The organism is Rhodoferax sp. GW821-FHT07G04, assembly GCF_059418585.1.
This window is the reverse complement of record NZ_JBWKQD010000001.1, coordinates 1851870-1866557: the sequence shown is the minus strand read 5'-3', so window position 1 is coordinate 1866557 and position 14688 is coordinate 1851870. Positions and strand designations below refer to the sequence as shown.

Here is a 14688-nt window from a genome sequence, read left to right as displayed (position 1 = left end):
TCGTTCCTGTCATGGGTTGAGGCATAGGGAATGGAATGAGCACTGGGTACAGGATCGCCATCTGTGGCGTGCAGAGTGGTTACGCCGAGGAACAAGTGGCTACTGCGCTGTCACCGCAACTCAAGCACCCCGCTGAAGAACTCGTACCCGTGCTGCGTGCGCGCAAGCGGATCTCCGTCAACATAAAGGGGCTTGACTTGCGGGGCGCGCGCGCCATGAAAGAGCGGTTCGACAAGACAGGCTGCGCGTGCACGCTGGAGTCGACCGAGCCCATGCCGCCGAAGGCCCAGCCATTGCCTGGCAACTTTGAGGGGCTCGCTACACGCCCGTTCGTGAACCGCACCGTCGAACTGGTGTTGCAGGCGCCGGTGGATTGGCGCGACGGGAGTGACGAAGGCCTTTTCAAAGTCCACCATACGGGTACCAAGACGTATGTCACGTCCAGCCTGAACCGCACACCGGGGCTTGACCTGCAAGTCCATGCCGAGATACGGTTTGGTGTCGTGCCGGACAAGATGTCCTACCTGAAGGCCTACCGCGAACCCTATACCCTGGAGACCACTGCCGGTCTTGCCATTGTTGGGGAGTTTCGCGGCACGGTGCCGGGCGATGCGGAGCCGACGCACCAACTCATCCTGTGCCTGCGGCCAGAGGCCGGGTTTGTGTCGTTCAGCATCACATCCACGGTAGATGATTTTGAGCAACACCAGGCGCTGTACCAGTGGTTGTTGCGCACGCAATTGCGGCTGTTGGGGGCTGGAGAGGAAGACCCGGCGGGCCAACAGCACCCGGCGGCGCAGTTTGACGTCGGCGTCAAGTTCGCCAGAGCCGACAAACATGCTGAAGCGGTGGCCTGGTTCCGTCGGGCCGCGGAGCAGGGCTACGCCGAGGCCCAATACGCGCTGGGGTTTTGCTACGTGCGTGGCGAAGGTGTCGCGCAAGATGCCCACCAGGCCTTTATATGGTGGCTGAAGGCGGCCGAGGGTGGGAACCGCTCTGCACAGTACAACGTGGCCTCCATGTATGCGCGCGGCGATGGGGTTGCGGAGGATGACGCGCAGTCTTTTTACTGGTATCTGAAAGTGGCCGAACAAGGGGACGCTGATGCGCAGTACGCTGTGGCCCTGCGCTACTGCCAGGGCGTCGGGGTAGAGGAGAGTGCTCGCTTGGCCGCGCACTGGGCACTCCAGGCCACAGAGCAGGGACACGGCGGTGCACAGTGTTATATGGGACTCGTGTATGAGCGTGGCGATGGCGTTGCGCAAAACGCAGAGGTCGCCATCGGGTGGTACCGCAAAGCAGCAGCACAGGGGAACGCCATGGCCCAGGAGCGGCTTCAGGCTCTGAGCGCTGCTCGAAACTAGGCCAGAACCGAGCCGTCCACAAACACCTTGAACTCCCCCGGCTGCATGGCCACCCAGTTTTCGTTGGTGGTTAGTGGCTCCGTCACAACGATGACCAGCCGGTCCTCAGGGCTGTTGAGTTCGGCCAAGTCGACCTTCACGTCTTCGTCCTTGAGCTGCACATGGGTGAATGGATGCTGGCGCAGCACATAGTGCAGCTTGGTACTGGCGTGCGTCCACAGCGCCTGGCCGTTGCTCAGCAGGAAGTTGAAGGTGCCATGTTTGGCGATGCGGGGCACCAACTCGCGCAACGTGTGGGTCAGTTCTTCGACACTGGGCACGCCGAAGTGCGACTTGTTGAGCTCTTGCAGCAGCCAGCAGAAAGCCAGCTCGCTGTCGGTATCGCCCACGGGTTTGAAGGCGCCGTGCAACGGAGGATGAAAGTCCTTGAGGTCGCCGTTATGGGCAAACACCCAATAGCGGCCCCACAGCTCGCGCACAAAGGGGTGGCAGTTTTCCAGCCGCACCTCGCCCACCGTGGCCTTGCGCACATGGGCTACCACGTTGTGGCTTTTGATCGGGTAGGTGCGCAGCATCTGCGCTATGGGGGATGTGGCGGCGCTTTCCTTGTCGACAAAATAGCGCGCCGCCTTGCCGGGCTTTTGGCCATCGCTTTCAAAAAAAGCGATGCCCCAGCCGTCGGAGTGGTGGTCGGTGCAGCCACCGCGCTGCGAAAACCCGGTAAAGCTCAAGGTCAGGCTGGCGGGCAGCAGACTGTTCATTCCAAGGAGTTGGCACATATAAACAGTTTACTCGGCTGCCCTGGGCCTATTCGCAAAGTATTTGTGAAGTTTGGTGCGCTGGCGTAAGGCAATCGGCAGGTGACAGCCCGGCGCGCCCTGGTGGACAATGCTCGTTTGGAGGTGCTGGTATGGCGCAGTTAGTGAACCCTGAGACGGACTTCGAGCTGATGTTTGAATCGGCCCCCATTTCCCTGTGGCTGGAAAACTACAGCGCGCTCAAGGTCTTGTTTGATGGCTGGCGCGCCCAAGGCGTCACCGATCTGGTGGCCCATGTGGCGCAAACCCCGACGCTGTTGCAACAGTGCGCGGCCTGTCTCAAGGTGCTCAAGGTCAACCGGCAGACGCTCACCGTGTTTGCGGCCAGCAGCCAGGCCGAGCTGATGGCGCGGCTATCCGAAGTCTTTCGCGACGATACCCTCGGCCAGATGCTGACCGAGATGAATTTTCTGTGGAACGGCACGCTGGAGTTTTCCAACCAGACGGTGAACTACGCGCTGGATGGCCGGCGCATTGACGTGCGCATCCATGTGCGGGTGCTGCACGGCTATGAGCACAGCTGGGAGCGCGTCATGGTGTCGCTGGAGGACACGACGCAGGCCACGCAGGCCCAGCAGAAGCTGGCCTTCAGCGAACAGTACGCCCGCGACCTGTTTGACTATTCGCCCGTGTCGTTGTGGGTGGAGGACTTCAGCGGGGTCAAGCGCCTGCTGGACGAGGTGCGCGCCCAGGGCATACGCGACTTTCGCGTTTTCATCAGCGTGCACCCGGAGTTTGTGGGCCAATGCGCCGAAGAGATCCGTGTCATCAACGTCAACCGCCAGACGCTGACCATGTTCGCGGCCCAAAGCCAGGAAGAGTTGCTGAGCAAGCTGAGCCTTGTGTTCCGGGACGAAATGCACGACTCGTTTGCCGAGCAATTGATCGACCTGTGGGATGGCAAGACCGTGCAGTTGCGCGAGGTGGTGAACTATGCGCTGAGCGGCGAGTTGATTAATATCCACATGCAATTCGCCGTGCTGCCCGCCCACCAGGCCGATTGGAGCCTGGTGCTGGTCTCGCTGATCGACATCACGGCCCGCAAGAAGGCCGAGGCCTACCTGGAATACCTGGGCAAGCACGATGCACTGACCAAGCTGCGCAACCGCGCCTTCTATGTGGACGAGCTCAACCGCATCAGCCGCAAGGGCCCTTGGCCGTTGACCGTGATGGCCATGGACCTGAATGGCCTCAAGCGCATCAATGATGAACATGGCCATGCCGCGGGCGACGCCGTGCTGCGCCGCGCCGGCGAAGTGCTGACCAGTGCCACGGCCGGTTATCCTTACTGTGTGGCACGCATCGGCGGCGATGAATTCATCGCGCTTTTGCCGGGCTGCGACGAGCGGGTGGCGGCAGGCCTGCAGGAGCGCATCCAATCCATGATCGAGTTGAACAACCAGTTTTACCCTGGGCAGAGCTTGAGCATGGCCATGGGCAATGCAACCTGCGCGTCTGCCGCTCAGGTGGAGGCCGCTTTGCATGCAGCAGATCAGGCCATGTTCAAGGACAAGACGCGCTTCTATGAAGAAGCCAAGTTGGAGCGCCGCCGCATCTAGCGGCCAGCAGCAGTAACACGCATGAGTTTGACCGGCCTGATTGGCCATTACATTCGCCAGAACTGGCGCCCCTACCTGCTGTCGGCCCTGATGCTGGCATCGGTGAGTGCGCTCACGGTCTACATCCCGCGCCAAGTGGGCCACGTGGTCGATGCCTTGGTGGCGGGCACGCTGGGCGGCGAGGCGCTGCTGCGCCAATTGGGCTGGCTGGTGCTGGCCGGGCTGGCCATTTATTTCTTGCGGGTGGGCTGGCGTCTGCAATTGTTTGCTGCCAGTTACCGGCTGGGTGCGCAATTGCGCGCACGCCTCTATGCGCGCCTGTGCGCGCAGGGGCCACACTTCTTCCAACAAAAGCGCACTGGCGACCTGATGGCGCTGGCCACCAACGACATCGATTCGGTGGAAATGGCGTCGGGTGAGGCCATGCTGGCCGGTTTCGACGGCACGCTGACGCTGATCATGGTGGTGGCGATGATGACCTTGGGCGTGGACGGCCGCCTGGCGGGTGCGGCACTGCTGCCGTTCCCGCTGATGGCGATTGCGTTCTGGCGCATCTCCAACCACATCCACCAGGCGTCCAAAGAGTCACTGGATGCCTTTGGCAAGCTCAATGACCACGTGCAGGAAACCCTGACCGGCGTGCGCACACTGCGTGCCCTGGGCCTGGAGGAACGCAGCGCCACCCGCTTTGCGGAACTGGCCGAGACGGCGGCTGCCACCAGCCTGCGTGCCCAGCGTTGGGAAGCGGCCTTCGAGCCAGCCGTGGGCATCACGCTGGTCAGTGCCACTGCGTTGACCTTGGGGCTGGGTGGTTACCTGGTCTGGCACGGTGAGTTGAGCATCGGTGCACTGACGGCCTTCAGCATGTACCTAGGCCAGTTGATATGGCCCATGTTTGCCGCCGGGTGGGTGCTGGCGCTGCTGGAGCGCGGGCGTGCGGCCTGGGGCCGTTTGCAGCCTACGCTGGACGCACCCTTGTCGATCGACGACCACGGCGTGCGGGACCGCGTGCAGCCCGGTGCGCTGACTTTTGACGGCGTCAATTTCTCCTACCCTGGCCACCAGGCGCTGGCTTTGTCGGGGCTGCGCCTGAATTTGCCTGCGGGCCAAACATTGGGCTTGGTGGGCGCCACGGGCTCGGGCAAGTCCAGTGTGCTGCGGCTGATCCTGCGGCAGTATGTGGCCCAGTCGGGCAACATCGTCTGGGGTGGGCGTCTGTTGTCGGATTACAAGCTGGATGCGTTGAACCGCGCCATCAGCTGGGTGCCGCAAGAACCTTTCTTATTCTCCGCATCCATTGCGGACAACATCGCGTTGGCCAAAGCGGATGCCAGCCGCGCCGAGATCGAGCAGGCCGCACGCCTGGCCTCCATCCACGACGATATCGCCCGCATGCCCCAGGGCTATGACACGCCGGTGGGCGAGAAGGGCATTGCGCTGTCGGGCGGGCAGCGCCAGCGCGTGGCCATTGCCCGCGCGCTGTTGACCGACGCGCCGCTGCTGTTGCTGGATGACGCGCTGTCGGCCGTGGACACGCAGACCGAGACCGACATCCTGCAGCACCTGCGCAGCGCGCGGGTGGGGCGCACGGCGCTGATCGTCAGCCACCGTCTCAGCGCCGTCATGGATGCGGACCATATCCTGGTGCTCAAGCAGGGGCGCGTGGTCGAGCAGGGCGACCACGCCAGTCTGCTGGAATTGAATGGCTGGTACGCCACACAATGGCGCTACCAACAACTGGAGGCCAGCCTCGATGCAGCCTGAGCCCACCCAGACCTCGGGCGCCACGGCGGCTACACCGCCCCGCAACACACGCCGCGCCGTGGCGCTGCTGCTGCACGCCGCCGCGCCCGAGCGGCGCCATGTGGTGTGGGGCACGGCCTGGTTGGTGGCGGCCGCCTTGCTCGAAGCCGCAGGCCCTTTCCTGGGAAAGTACTTCATCGACAAGTACCTATTGCCCCGCCACCTGGTGCTGTGGGACATGGGCCTGCTGCTGGCCGGCATTGTGCTGACTGGGTGCGTGGCCAGCGTGGTCCGCTACCTGCAATTGACGCGTCTGGCGGGCGTGGCCATGCGCTCGGTGCGCCGTCTGCGGGAAGAAGTGTATGGCCATGTGCTGCGCCTGCCCATGGCATTCTTCGACAAGGCCATTACGGGTCAACTGGTCAGCCGCGTGACGAACGACACCGAGCAGGTCAAGAGCCTCTATGTGCAGGTGCTGTTTGTCATTCTGGACAGCAGCATCGTGGTGCTGGGTGCGCTGGGCGCCATGGCCTGGCTGGACTGGCGGTTGATGCTGATTGTGCTGATGCTGATACCGGCCGTGGTCGTCATCGTCTGGTTTTACCAGCGCTGGAGCGCGCCCGCAGTAGCCCGTGCGCGCCAGAAGCGCAGCGACATCAATGCGCAGATGTCGGAATCCATTGCCGGCATGGCGGTGTTGCAGGCCAGCAATGCCCAGCAGCGCTTCAGGGACCGCTTTGAGCGCACCAACCAGCAACATCTGGGCGCCCGCATGGCCGAGATGCGGGTCAATGCCTGGCTGTTAAGGCCCATGCTGGACTTCATCAACGTGGTGTTGCTGGCCCTGGTCATCTACAGCTTTGGCCAGCGCAGCCTGAGCGGGCTGGAGATCGGCATCCTGTACGCCTTTGTCAGTTATATCGGCCGGGTGGTGGACCCGTTGATCCAGATCACGCTGCAGTTTGGCCAGTTGCAGCAGGCCGTGGTGGCCGCCGCCCGGGTGGACGCGTTGCTGCAGGAGAGCCGCCCCGCGGCCAAGGTAGGGCCCGAGCGCATCAGCCACGGCGCCATCCACATTTCACAACTGCGCTTCGGCTACGACCCTGCCACCGTGGTGCTGCATGAGCTGTCGCTGGACATTCCTGCCGGGGGCTTTTATGGGTTGGTGGGGCATACTGGCAGCGGCAAGTCCACGCTGCTGAGCCTGCTGCTGCGCTTCTACCAGCCGCAGTCCGGGCGCATCACGCTGGACGGTGTTGCGTTGTCCCGCTTCAGTGACGACCACTTCCGCGCCGATGTGGGCTTGGTGCCTCAGGACCCATTTTTGCTGGCCAGCAGCGTGCGCGACAACATCGCCATGGGGCGCACGCTTAGCCAGTCCGAGATCGAAACCGCCGCCCGCGCCGCCCATTGCCACGACTTCATCGCGCGGCTGGAAAAGGGCTACGACACGCTGCTGGGTGAGGGCGGTGCCCGCCTGTCGGTGGGACAAAAGCAGTTGATCGCCATCGCCCGCGCGCTGGCCGGCCAGCCCCGCATTTTGTTCCTGGACGAGGCCACGGCCCACATCGACTCCGAGACGGAGCAGATTGTGCAAGTGGCGCTGTCCGAGTTGCGCGGCCGGGTCACGGTGGTGGCCATTGCCCACCGGTTGTCGACGATACGCGCGGCGGACTGCATCGTCGTGCTCAACCACGGGCGTATCCATGAGCAGGGTACGCATGAGGCGTTGATGGCGATTGATCAGGGGATTTATCAGCGCTTGTATTTGTTGCAGCAGCTGGGGGAGTGAGGATCGGGATTCCGGAAGTTGAGAACCCGTCAATGGCCCCCCCCGTAGAAGGGCAGCAAGAATGAAAGAGCGGAGCAAGGAGGATTCCGCTGGCGCCAGACGGACAGCAATGGCACACTCGCAGCCTTGCCCGGTGGTATTTACGTACAGAGATTGTGGAGTGGCCAATAATGTCCCTAGCGCAGTTGAAGGAACTCAAGACCGTCATCACGGCCAAGGCCGTGGCCAACCCCACCCATTTGTGCGCCGAATTGGCCGCCCAGTTCGGCGTCAGCCGCTCGACGATGGGCAAGTGGCTGCGGGCCTTGATCGAAGAGGGGTGGATCACCCGCCAGGGCAGCCGCAGCCACCCGGTTTACAAGCCCAGTGTGCTGCGCCAGGTCAACCGCAGCTACCAACTGGAAGGCCTGGACGAGCAAACCCCGTGGGAGCACGACTTTGCCCCTTGCTTTGAGCTCAGCCCCAATGTCGCCCGGCTGGCCCACCATGCCTTTACCGAGCTGCTGAACAACGCCGTGGACCACAGTGGTGGGACTCGCGTGTCCCTCTCCATGCGGCAAAACCCCACCCACTTGCACCTGCTGATCAAGGACGATGGTTGTGGCGTGTTTGACCGCATCCAGCAGGCCTTCAACATCACCAGTCCGCAGTTGGCGCTGTTGGAGCTGAGCAAGGGCAAGCTCACCACACAGCCCGAATTCCACACCGGGCGCGGCCTGTTCTTCACCTCGCGCCTGTTTGACGTGTTCGACCTCTATGCCAACCAACTCACCTACCAGCACAACCATTGGCAGCGCAAGGAGTGGCTGAGGGCCAACCCGCTGGGCACCAACGGCACGGCGATCTTCATGTCGCTGGCCTTGAATTCCACCCGCACGCTGGAAGAGGTGTTTGCTGCCCATGGCCGGGGCGAGCAAGACCTGAGCTTCTCGCGCACTGAAGTCGCCCTGCGGCTGGCCCATGCCGCCGGCGAGGCCCTGGAATCGCGCGCCCAGGCCAAGCGCATTGCCAACCGCCTGGACGCGTTTGATACGGTAGACCTGGACTTCGAGGGCGTGGATGCCATAGGCCAGGGATTTGCCGACGAGCTGTTCCGCGTGTTCGCACGGGAGCACCCCCGGGTGCAGTTGCAGCCGCGCAATATGAACGCCAAGGTGGCCGCCATGGTGGCCCAGGCCAAAGACGTGCATGTCAGCAGCATCCCAGGTGTGTATTGAGGCTTTGCTTGCCATGCGCACGCGGTCGCTGCTGCCCAAACTGCATGGGGTGCCAATGTCCGGCTTGCGCATCTGGGTCTTGTTCTGCTGGGCATGCGTTGCGGCCCATGCCCAGACGCCTGCACCCGCCGCGGTCCCCAACCAAGCTGGCGTAGTGACCCTGGTCGGTAGCGGTGCGCGTGTGCAACCCGCCGGTGGCGCTGTCCGCCCAGCCAAGGTGGGTGATGTGGTCAGCGAGGGCGATGTGCTGCTCACATCCAAGGACGGCGAGCTGCATATGGTGATGCAAGACACGGGCTTCATGGTCCTGCGTCCCAATAGCCGCCTGATCGTGGTCAACTACAAGGCCGATGGCGGCGACGATGACAAGGGCGTCTTCCGGCTTTTGACCGGAGGCCTGCGCTCCATCACTGGGTGGATTGGCCGCTTCAACGCACCGGCCTACCAGGTGCGCACGCCCACGGCCACAGTGGGCATTCGGGGTACGGACCACGAGACCCGCGTCATACCCGAGGGATCGGACGAGGGGGAGCCCGGCACCTATGACAAGGTGTATGCTGGCCAGACCTTCATCGAGACCGAGGGCGGCGGGGGCACCGCCGTGGCGCCCGACCAGGCCGGCTTCGCATCCGCCAAGCCGCAAGACAAGCCCCGTGTGTTGAATCGCATCCCGGGCTTCTTCCGGCCGGGGCCCCATGAGGCCGAGATCGCCAAGAAGCACGCAGAGATCCAGGCCTGGATAGACCAGCGCCGCAGCGAGCGCCGCAAGCTGGTTGCCGAGAAATTGCAGGCCTTGGTCCAGGCCCGCCAGCACCTCAAGGCCGATGTGGCCCAGGCCATTGCCGAGCGTCAGCAGGCCGGCCAGACGGCCCAGGCACAGCGGCAGGCGGCGGCCGAGCAGCGCGAGGCCCTGAACCAGGAGGCGCAGCAACTCAAACAGCGCTTCTCTGCGCTGAAGGCGCAGCGGGATGAACTGCGGGCGCTGGCCCGCTCCGGCCGGGCCACGTGGCCCGAACTGCGCCAGCGCCGCCAGGCGCTGGTCGAAGCCCACGGCGCACTGGAGCGTGCCCATGCCGACTGGGAGGCGCGGCATAAGGCTTTCCAGGCGGCGGTGGAAGCGCGGGTGGATGCGCAGTACCAAGCCACGCAGGACCGCCAACAGGCTTTGCGTGAGGAGTTGCGGGATGTGCGCGAAAAGCGCAAGGAACTAGAGGCCGAGCGCGCCGCAGCCCGTGAAGAAATCGGCACCTTGCAGCGCCAGGAAAACCAGCGCGTGCGCAAGGAGCGTCAGGCGGACCGCCGGCCGGAAGGGGACGAACCTGGCAGCACCCCCTGACACATAGCGCGGCAAAAAGGCCCACTCTCCACAGAGGCGGGCCTTTTGTTTTGTCAGTGCTTATTTGCCGTTGGCGGCTGCCGTAGCAGCGGTCTGCGCATCATGCTTTTGGCGGTGGATGGCGCGGCTGTCGCGGTTGGCTTCGCGCTGCAGCTTGCGGCGCTCGGCGCGGGTCACCTTGCCGTCGGCCTTGGCGGCAGCCTCATCGGCGGCCAGCTTGGCCTCGCGCTTGTCGAGGCGGTTGACTTCCTTGGCGTTGAGCTGGCCGGAGGCCACGCCTTGGTCAATGCGCTGCTGCTGGTTGGCTTCGCGCTTGTCCAGGTTGGGGGTAGAGGGCTGCGCCATCGCCACGCCGGCCAGGGTCATTGCAACGGCGGCTACAAGTGTCTTGATCTTCATGGGGAACTCCGGTTCTTGGTTGGACTGCATGGAACGACTCCATGGGACTACAACGCCGCTCGGTTCCGGACCGGATGACCGCAAGATGCCGGAACGTCTGTAAAAGTTTGTGAAGACGGGTGCCCCGCATCAGCTGCAGGCAGCGTTGGCATCGGCCACCAGGCTCTTGAGCGAGGCCACGGTGGTTGGCATGCCGGACATTGCCAACTGGACCGCCTGTTTGCCCTTTTCGTCCGCCTGCTGCAGCGCCGCCTGTCGCTTGGCCAGGCAGGCCGAAGCAATGGCGATCTGGTTGTTCAGAAAGTGGATGTCGGGGTCCAGCGGCGCTATGGCCTTGGCAATCTTGATCGCCTTCTCAAACTGGGGCTTGGCCTTGTTGCTCAGCAGCAGGATTTCGCCACTGGTCTTGCCAAATTTTGCGGCATCGATCAGAGCGCGCAATTCCTGCCGGGTTTTGCCCGCCCATTGCGTGAACGGCGCGTAGTGGCTGCCCAGGGGTTGTACCGCGATCTCGAACTCTTGCATCAGTGGCGCCAAGCTGAAGAAGGCTGCGGTGGCCTGCTCTGCGCTGATCTCAGGTACGCCGGGCATCGCCGCTGGCGTGCGCAACGCGGGCGCCGGGTTTGCGGTGGTACCCGGCTTGCTGGGCGCATCCGCGGTCCAGGCCAAGGCAGGCAACAGGCACAAAGACACGATGAGAGGGTGGTGGATTTTCATAGTGACCTTGTGGGTTGCGGATTGGCCGATGGTAGACGCCCGGAGGGCGCTTGGGGTGATTACTCGCGCGGCTCGGTCCACAGCCGGCCGCCCGTGGCCCAGTTTTCGCGCTTGACATCGGTGATCAGGATGTCGACCGATTCGGGCGATCCGCCCAGCACTTCCACGCTGACGCGCGTGATTTCTTGGACGAGCTTCTTCTTTTGCTCCAGCGTGCGGCCTTCGAGCATTTCAACGTGGTAGGTGGGCATGGTGTGACTCCTTGTGTCAGTGGGTGGATAGGGTGTTGGTGTCGGCCGCGGCCGCAGACGCACAGCGCGCGCAGACGCAGGCCAGGCGGCGTGCCTCGGCTGGCACGCGTGCCAGCAGGTCGGGTGTGAAGACCGCCGTGGTGCACCAGCAGGGACCTTGTTGCACGCCCGTGACCCGCTCCACCTCGTTGGCGCACTGGTTGCTTTGGCCGCACAGGGGGCACAGGCTGGTGTCAATGGCGCTTTGAGAGGGGGCGGGTGTTTCGGGCATGGTGATTCTCTGCGTGGACCCCGCAGTCTAAACTGCGAGGGTTTTCAACCGTTCCCATGCTGTCTTTGCGCCTGCCTTTTGCTCCGTCCTCCCCCTTGCGCCCCGCCACGCTGTGCGTGTTGGCGTTGGTGTGTGCTTTGCATGCCGCGCTGGGTGCGCTTTTGGGCCTGTCGGTGGACGAGGCGCACTATGCCCTGTATGCAGCGCATCTGGACTGGAGCTATTTCGACCACCCGCCGCTGGTGGGCTGGGCGCAATGGCCCTTGGTGGCGCTGGGCGCACCCACCGGCCTGCTGCGCCTGGTGCCCGAGCTGCTGTGGCTGGCTACCGCCCTGGTGGTGCATGGTCTGGCTGAACGCCTGCGGGCCATGGCTAGTGAACCCGCTTTGCTCCCCGGACAAGCCGGCCTGTGGGCGGTGCTGGTACTGGCCCTGGCGCCGTTGCTGCATGTGCTGGGTATCGGGTTGTTGCCCGACACGCTGCTGGTGTTTTTCACGGCGCTGTGCCTGTGGTGGACGCTGGACCTGATGGATGCCCAGGCCGTGCGCCGCCCCGGCCCCTGGCTGGCCCTGGGCCTGACGCTGGGCTTGGCAGGTCTCAGCAAGTACACGGCCATCTTTGTGGCGCTGGCGTCGGGTGTTTGCCTGTTGCGCGCCCATGGCTTGGCGCTGCTGCGCAATGCCTGGCTGTGGATGGCCTTGACCCTGGCCCTGCTGCTGGTCGTGCCGGTGGCCTACTGGAACTACCAGAATCATTGGATATCGTTTACCTACCAGGCGCAGCATGGTGCCGGTGGTGGCTGGCAGGCCATCCACCTGCTGCGGTTTTTGGTGGTGCAGCTGTTGGTCTATGGGCCGCTGCTGCTATGGGGCTGGTCGGGCTGGCGGCGTCGCGGTAGCAGCGGGGTGCGCAGCCTGGGCCTGTTTTTCATGTTGCCCTTTGCCGTACTGGCCTATCTCTCGGGCGGTGGCACCAGCTTGCCGCACTGGACGGCGCCCGCTTGCGTGGCGCTGGCGCCCTTTGCCGGCATAGGGCTGGCCCAGGCCCTGCAGCGCGGGCGCCGCTGGCTGGTGGTTAGCCTGGTGGCCGGCCAAGCGTTGTTCTGCGTGCTGGCCTTTGGCCTGATGCTGACGGCCGGCTGGCCCGTGTTCACCAGCACCAGCGGCCAGGGTAATAGCGCCCACCCCTCCAACCCCTTTGCCGACCTGCACGGCTGGGACGCCGCCGGCGCACGCGCCGCGGCCCTGGCCCAACAGCAGGGCCTGCGCAGCGTCGCCGTACAGAACTGGACGCTGGCCAGCCGCCTGGGCTGGTATGCGCGGCCCTTGCCCGTGCAGGTGCTGGAAGACCGCTTTGACCAGTTCGATTTGTGGGCTGGTGACTTGGCCAAGGGCGGGGACGCATTGCTGGTGGACTGGTCCCAACTGGGCTATGCGCCGCCGGTGGGTGTGGGCCATGGTTTTGCCGATTGCACGCTGCTGGAGACGCAAACCGTGCAGCGCCTGGGCCGCGACGTGGCTTTCTTTCGCTTTTATGCTTGCCATAATTGGTCGGGTCAGCCGCAACCGCGGCTGTTGGACACCGCCGCTTCTCCTGCTTCCCGCTGATGCAAGTTCCCGCCATTTCTGTTCGCCTGTGGCTGCTGCCCTTCGTGCTGTTTGCACTGGGCGCACCCCTGTGGCTGCATAGCTTTGAGCCGGCGAACTTCGTGTTCATCAACAGCCTGTGCGCGCCGGTGGCGGCACCCTTCTGGACCGGCTTGTCGATGATGGGCAATGCCTGGGGCGTGCTGGCGCTGACCTCGCCGCTGCTGGTACTTGCCCCGCGATTGATGTGGGCCTGGCTGTGCGCCGCACCCTTCGCCGTGGTGTTCGCCCGTGTGGGCAAGGGCCTGATCGAGAGCCCGCGCCCGGCCGCCGTGGTGGACAACGACCAGATGCGCATCGTCGGTGAACTGTTGCACAACGTGTCCATGCCCTCGGGCCACACCCTGACGGCCTTTACCGTGGCCAGTGCCATCTATTTCTCGCTGCCGGTGGCGGGGCGTGCCAAGCACCTGTGGCTGTTTGTGCTGGCGGCGGGCACTGGTCTGTCGCGCATCGCCGTGGGCGCGCATTGGCCGGGTGATGTGGCCGTGGGCCTCTGCCTGGGCCTGCTGGCCGGCATGCTGGGCACGCGCTTGCTGGCCTGCATGGGCAATCAGCATCTGCAGCCCTCGCACTGGAGCCTGCGGCTGGTCGCCGTGCTGCTAGTGGCAACGGTGTACACGCTGTTGACCGAGGCGCAGGATTTTGACGAAAATCAACCGATACAGTACGTGCTGGCCCTGCTGACGGCGGGTTCGCTGTATGCATTTGGCAGGCAGAATTGGGCGGCGGCCGGGGCGCGGACAACAGCGCCTGACCACCCCGCAGAGGCATCGCAAAAGGAACAACAACCATGAACCAAAACGCAGTCACGCTGGTGCAGGCCTCCTGGAGCCGGGTGCAAGAGCAGCGCCAGCAGGCGCTGGCCTTGTTCGAGCGCAACCTGCTGGAGCAGCGCCCCTGGCTGACGGCGTTGTATACCGGCTATGTGGACGGCCGCGACAGCATGGTCCTGCGCACCTTTGGCCGCGCCGTCATGGGCATGCACAAGCTGGATGCCCACGCGCCGCTGTTGATGCAGATTGGCCGCGTCAACGCCATCTGCGGCGTGCAGGCCCACCACTATCCGTATTTCGAAGTCGCCCTGTTCCAGACGCTGGAGCAGCTGCTGGGCGAAGACTTTTTCTCCCAACCCCTGCGCGAGGCATGGACGGCCGTGTTCGGCACGATGACGCGGCTGATGCTGGCCGGCGCCGAAGAGGGCACGACGGCCGCATCCGTGGCGATCCGCCAGCAGCAAGCCACCGACCGACGCCGTCTGCGCCGTCGTGCCGTCGCGCACGATCTGGGTGGCAACCGGGGCTACCACCGCCGGGCTGCGGTCGATACCAACCGGCGTGTGCAGCGTCCCAGCGTCACGGCGCCACGCGACCGCTAAGCCAGCACAGCGGTAGCCAGGGTCCCGCAGAGTCTCCAAAATACCTTTTTTGGGTATTTTGACAGCTTTCTCTGCCATGTCAGAGTAAAAATGCCACATAGCCCTCGTAGAATATGGCTGTGTAGCTACTAAATGTGTAGCGCATGGGTTCTTGCCAAGAATCCCGAAGTGGCCGCAGTGCATGCCCTGTCGTCCAA

14 protein-coding genes are annotated in these 14688 nt (G+C 64.1%); 9 read left to right on the top strand and 5 right to left on the bottom strand.

What is annotated here, in order from left to right:
• Positions 1 to 35: 35 nt before the first annotated feature.
• Positions 36 to 1364 (top strand): tetratricopeptide repeat protein, encoded by a 1329-nt coding sequence (locus AC07OO_RS08640; RefSeq protein ID WP_495081638.1) that lies wholly within the window; start codon positions 36 to 38, stop codon positions 1362 to 1364.
• On the opposite strand, the gene AC07OO_RS08635 is transcribed toward AC07OO_RS08640, so the two are convergent.
• A complete protein-coding gene (locus AC07OO_RS08635) occupies positions 1361 to 2143 on the bottom strand; it encodes a class II glutamine amidotransferase (protein WP_495081637.1) in 783 nt (260 codons plus the stop codon). The two genes, AC07OO_RS08640 and AC07OO_RS08635, sit on opposite strands and share 4 nt — an antisense overlap.
• A 131-nt stretch (positions 2144 to 2274) precedes the next feature.
• Between AC07OO_RS08635 and AC07OO_RS08630 the strand changes: the two genes are divergently transcribed.
• From AC07OO_RS08630 to AC07OO_RS08610, 5 genes are all read left to right on the top strand, one after another.
• Positions 2275 to 3741, top strand: coding sequence for a sensor domain-containing diguanylate cyclase (locus tag AC07OO_RS08630; RefSeq protein WP_495081636.1), 1467 nt, complete (start codon positions 2275 to 2277; stop codon positions 3739 to 3741).
• A 21-nt stretch (positions 3742 to 3762) separates the two neighbouring features.
• Positions 3763 to 5505 carry an ABC transporter ATP-binding protein gene (locus AC07OO_RS08625; protein ID WP_495081635.1) on the top strand — a complete coding sequence of 581 codons (1743 nt, stop codon included), beginning with the start codon at positions 3763 to 3765 and terminating at the stop codon, positions 5503 to 5505.
• Complete coding sequence (locus AC07OO_RS08620) at positions 5495 to 7276, top strand: ABC transporter ATP-binding protein (protein WP_495081634.1); 1782 nt, start codon at positions 5495 to 5497, stop codon at positions 7274 to 7276. Before AC07OO_RS08625 ends, AC07OO_RS08620 begins: the two co-directional genes overlap by 11 nt.
• A gap of 170 nt (positions 7277 to 7446) precedes the next feature.
• Positions 7447 to 8493, top strand: coding sequence for an STAS-like domain-containing protein (locus tag AC07OO_RS08615; protein ID WP_495081633.1), 1047 nt, complete (start codon positions 7447 to 7449; stop codon positions 8491 to 8493).
• Positions 8465 to 9829 (top strand): FecR family protein, encoded by a 1365-nt coding sequence (locus AC07OO_RS08610; RefSeq protein WP_495081632.1) that lies wholly within the window; start codon positions 8465 to 8467, stop codon positions 9827 to 9829. Before AC07OO_RS08615 ends, AC07OO_RS08610 begins: the two co-directional genes overlap by 29 nt.
• A 60-nt stretch (positions 9830 to 9889) precedes the next feature.
• On the opposite strand, the gene AC07OO_RS08605 is transcribed toward AC07OO_RS08610, so the two are convergent.
• The 4 genes from AC07OO_RS08605 to AC07OO_RS08590 all read right to left on the bottom strand — a co-directional run bounded on the left by AC07OO_RS08605 (position 9890) and on the right by AC07OO_RS08590 (position 11467).
• Positions 9890 to 10258 carry a hypothetical protein gene (locus AC07OO_RS08605; protein WP_495081631.1) on the bottom strand — a complete coding sequence of 123 codons (369 nt, stop codon included), beginning with the start codon at positions 10256 to 10258 and terminating at the stop codon, positions 9890 to 9892.
• 99 nt (positions 10259 to 10357) lie between these two features.
• Positions 10358 to 10945, bottom strand: coding sequence for a hypothetical protein (locus AC07OO_RS08600; RefSeq protein WP_495081630.1), 588 nt, complete (start codon positions 10943 to 10945; stop codon positions 10358 to 10360).
• Positions 10946 to 11004: 59 nt separating this feature from the next.
• Positions 11005 to 11253 carry a 4-oxalocrotonate tautomerase gene (locus AC07OO_RS08595; RefSeq protein WP_495081794.1) on the bottom strand — a complete coding sequence of 83 codons (249 nt, stop codon included), beginning with the start codon at positions 11251 to 11253 and terminating at the stop codon, positions 11005 to 11007.
• On the bottom strand, positions 11213 to 11467 hold the full coding sequence (locus tag AC07OO_RS08590) for a cysteine-rich CWC family protein (protein ID WP_495081629.1): 255 nt from the start codon (positions 11465 to 11467) through the stop codon (positions 11213 to 11215). Before AC07OO_RS08590 ends, AC07OO_RS08595 begins: the two co-directional genes overlap by 41 nt.
• Positions 11468 to 11523: 56 nt before the next feature.
• Here AC07OO_RS08590 and AC07OO_RS08585 point away from each other — a divergent pair, with 56 nt between their 5' ends.
• The 3 genes from AC07OO_RS08585 to AC07OO_RS08575 are packed head-to-tail and all read left to right on the top strand — an operon-like array spanning position 11524 to position 14491.
• The gene (locus AC07OO_RS08585; protein WP_495081628.1) at positions 11524 to 13074 is read left to right on the top strand and encodes a glycosyltransferase family 39 protein; all 1551 of its coding nucleotides are present in this window, start codon (positions 11524 to 11526) and stop codon (positions 13072 to 13074) included.
• On the top strand, positions 13074 to 13910 hold the full coding sequence (locus tag AC07OO_RS08580; RefSeq protein ID WP_495081627.1) for a phosphatase PAP2 family protein: 837 nt from the start codon (positions 13074 to 13076) through the stop codon (positions 13908 to 13910). Before AC07OO_RS08585 ends, AC07OO_RS08580 begins: the two co-directional genes overlap by 1 nt.
• Positions 13907 to 14491 (top strand): globin family protein, encoded by a 585-nt coding sequence (locus AC07OO_RS08575; protein WP_495081626.1) that lies wholly within the window; start codon positions 13907 to 13909, stop codon positions 14489 to 14491. Before AC07OO_RS08580 ends, AC07OO_RS08575 begins: the two co-directional genes overlap by 4 nt.
• Positions 14492 to 14688: the final 197 nt, after the last annotated feature.

Excerpts from the sequence above, each read along its gene's own strand:
- AC07OO_RS08640 (WP_495081638.1), top strand. The coding sequence starts at position 36 with ATGAGCACTGGGTACAGGATCGCCATCTGTGGCGTGCAGAGTGGTTAC.
- AC07OO_RS08635 (WP_495081637.1), bottom strand. The coding sequence starts at position 2,143 with ATGTGCCAACTCCTTGGAATGAACAGTCTGCTGCCCGCCAGCCTGACC.
- AC07OO_RS08630 (WP_495081636.1), top strand. The coding sequence starts at position 2,275 with ATGGCGCAGTTAGTGAACCCTGAGACGGACTTCGAGCTGATGTTTGAA.
- AC07OO_RS08625 (WP_495081635.1), top strand. The coding sequence starts at position 3,763 with ATGAGTTTGACCGGCCTGATTGGCCATTACATTCGCCAGAACTGGCGC.
- AC07OO_RS08620 (WP_495081634.1), top strand. The coding sequence starts at position 5,495 with ATGCAGCCTGAGCCCACCCAGACCTCGGGCGCCACGGCGGCTACACCG.
- AC07OO_RS08615 (WP_495081633.1), top strand. The coding sequence starts at position 7,447 with ATGTCCCTAGCGCAGTTGAAGGAACTCAAGACCGTCATCACGGCCAAG.
- AC07OO_RS08610 (WP_495081632.1), top strand. The coding sequence starts at position 8,465 with ATGTCAGCAGCATCCCAGGTGTGTATTGAGGCTTTGCTTGCCATGCGC.
- AC07OO_RS08605 (WP_495081631.1), bottom strand. The coding sequence starts at position 10,258 with ATGCAGTCCAACCAAGAACCGGAGTTCCCCATGAAGATCAAGACACTT.
- AC07OO_RS08600 (WP_495081630.1), bottom strand. The coding sequence starts at position 10,945 with ATGAAAATCCACCACCCTCTCATCGTGTCTTTGTGCCTGTTGCCTGCC.
- AC07OO_RS08590 (WP_495081629.1), bottom strand. The coding sequence starts at position 11,467 with ATGCCCGAAACACCCGCCCCCTCTCAAAGCGCCATTGACACCAGCCTG.
- AC07OO_RS08585 (WP_495081628.1), top strand. The coding sequence starts at position 11,524 with ATGCTGTCTTTGCGCCTGCCTTTTGCTCCGTCCTCCCCCTTGCGCCCC.
- AC07OO_RS08580 (WP_495081627.1), top strand. The coding sequence starts at position 13,074 with ATGCAAGTTCCCGCCATTTCTGTTCGCCTGTGGCTGCTGCCCTTCGTG.
- AC07OO_RS08575 (WP_495081626.1), top strand. The coding sequence starts at position 13,907 with ATGAACCAAAACGCAGTCACGCTGGTGCAGGCCTCCTGGAGCCGGGTG.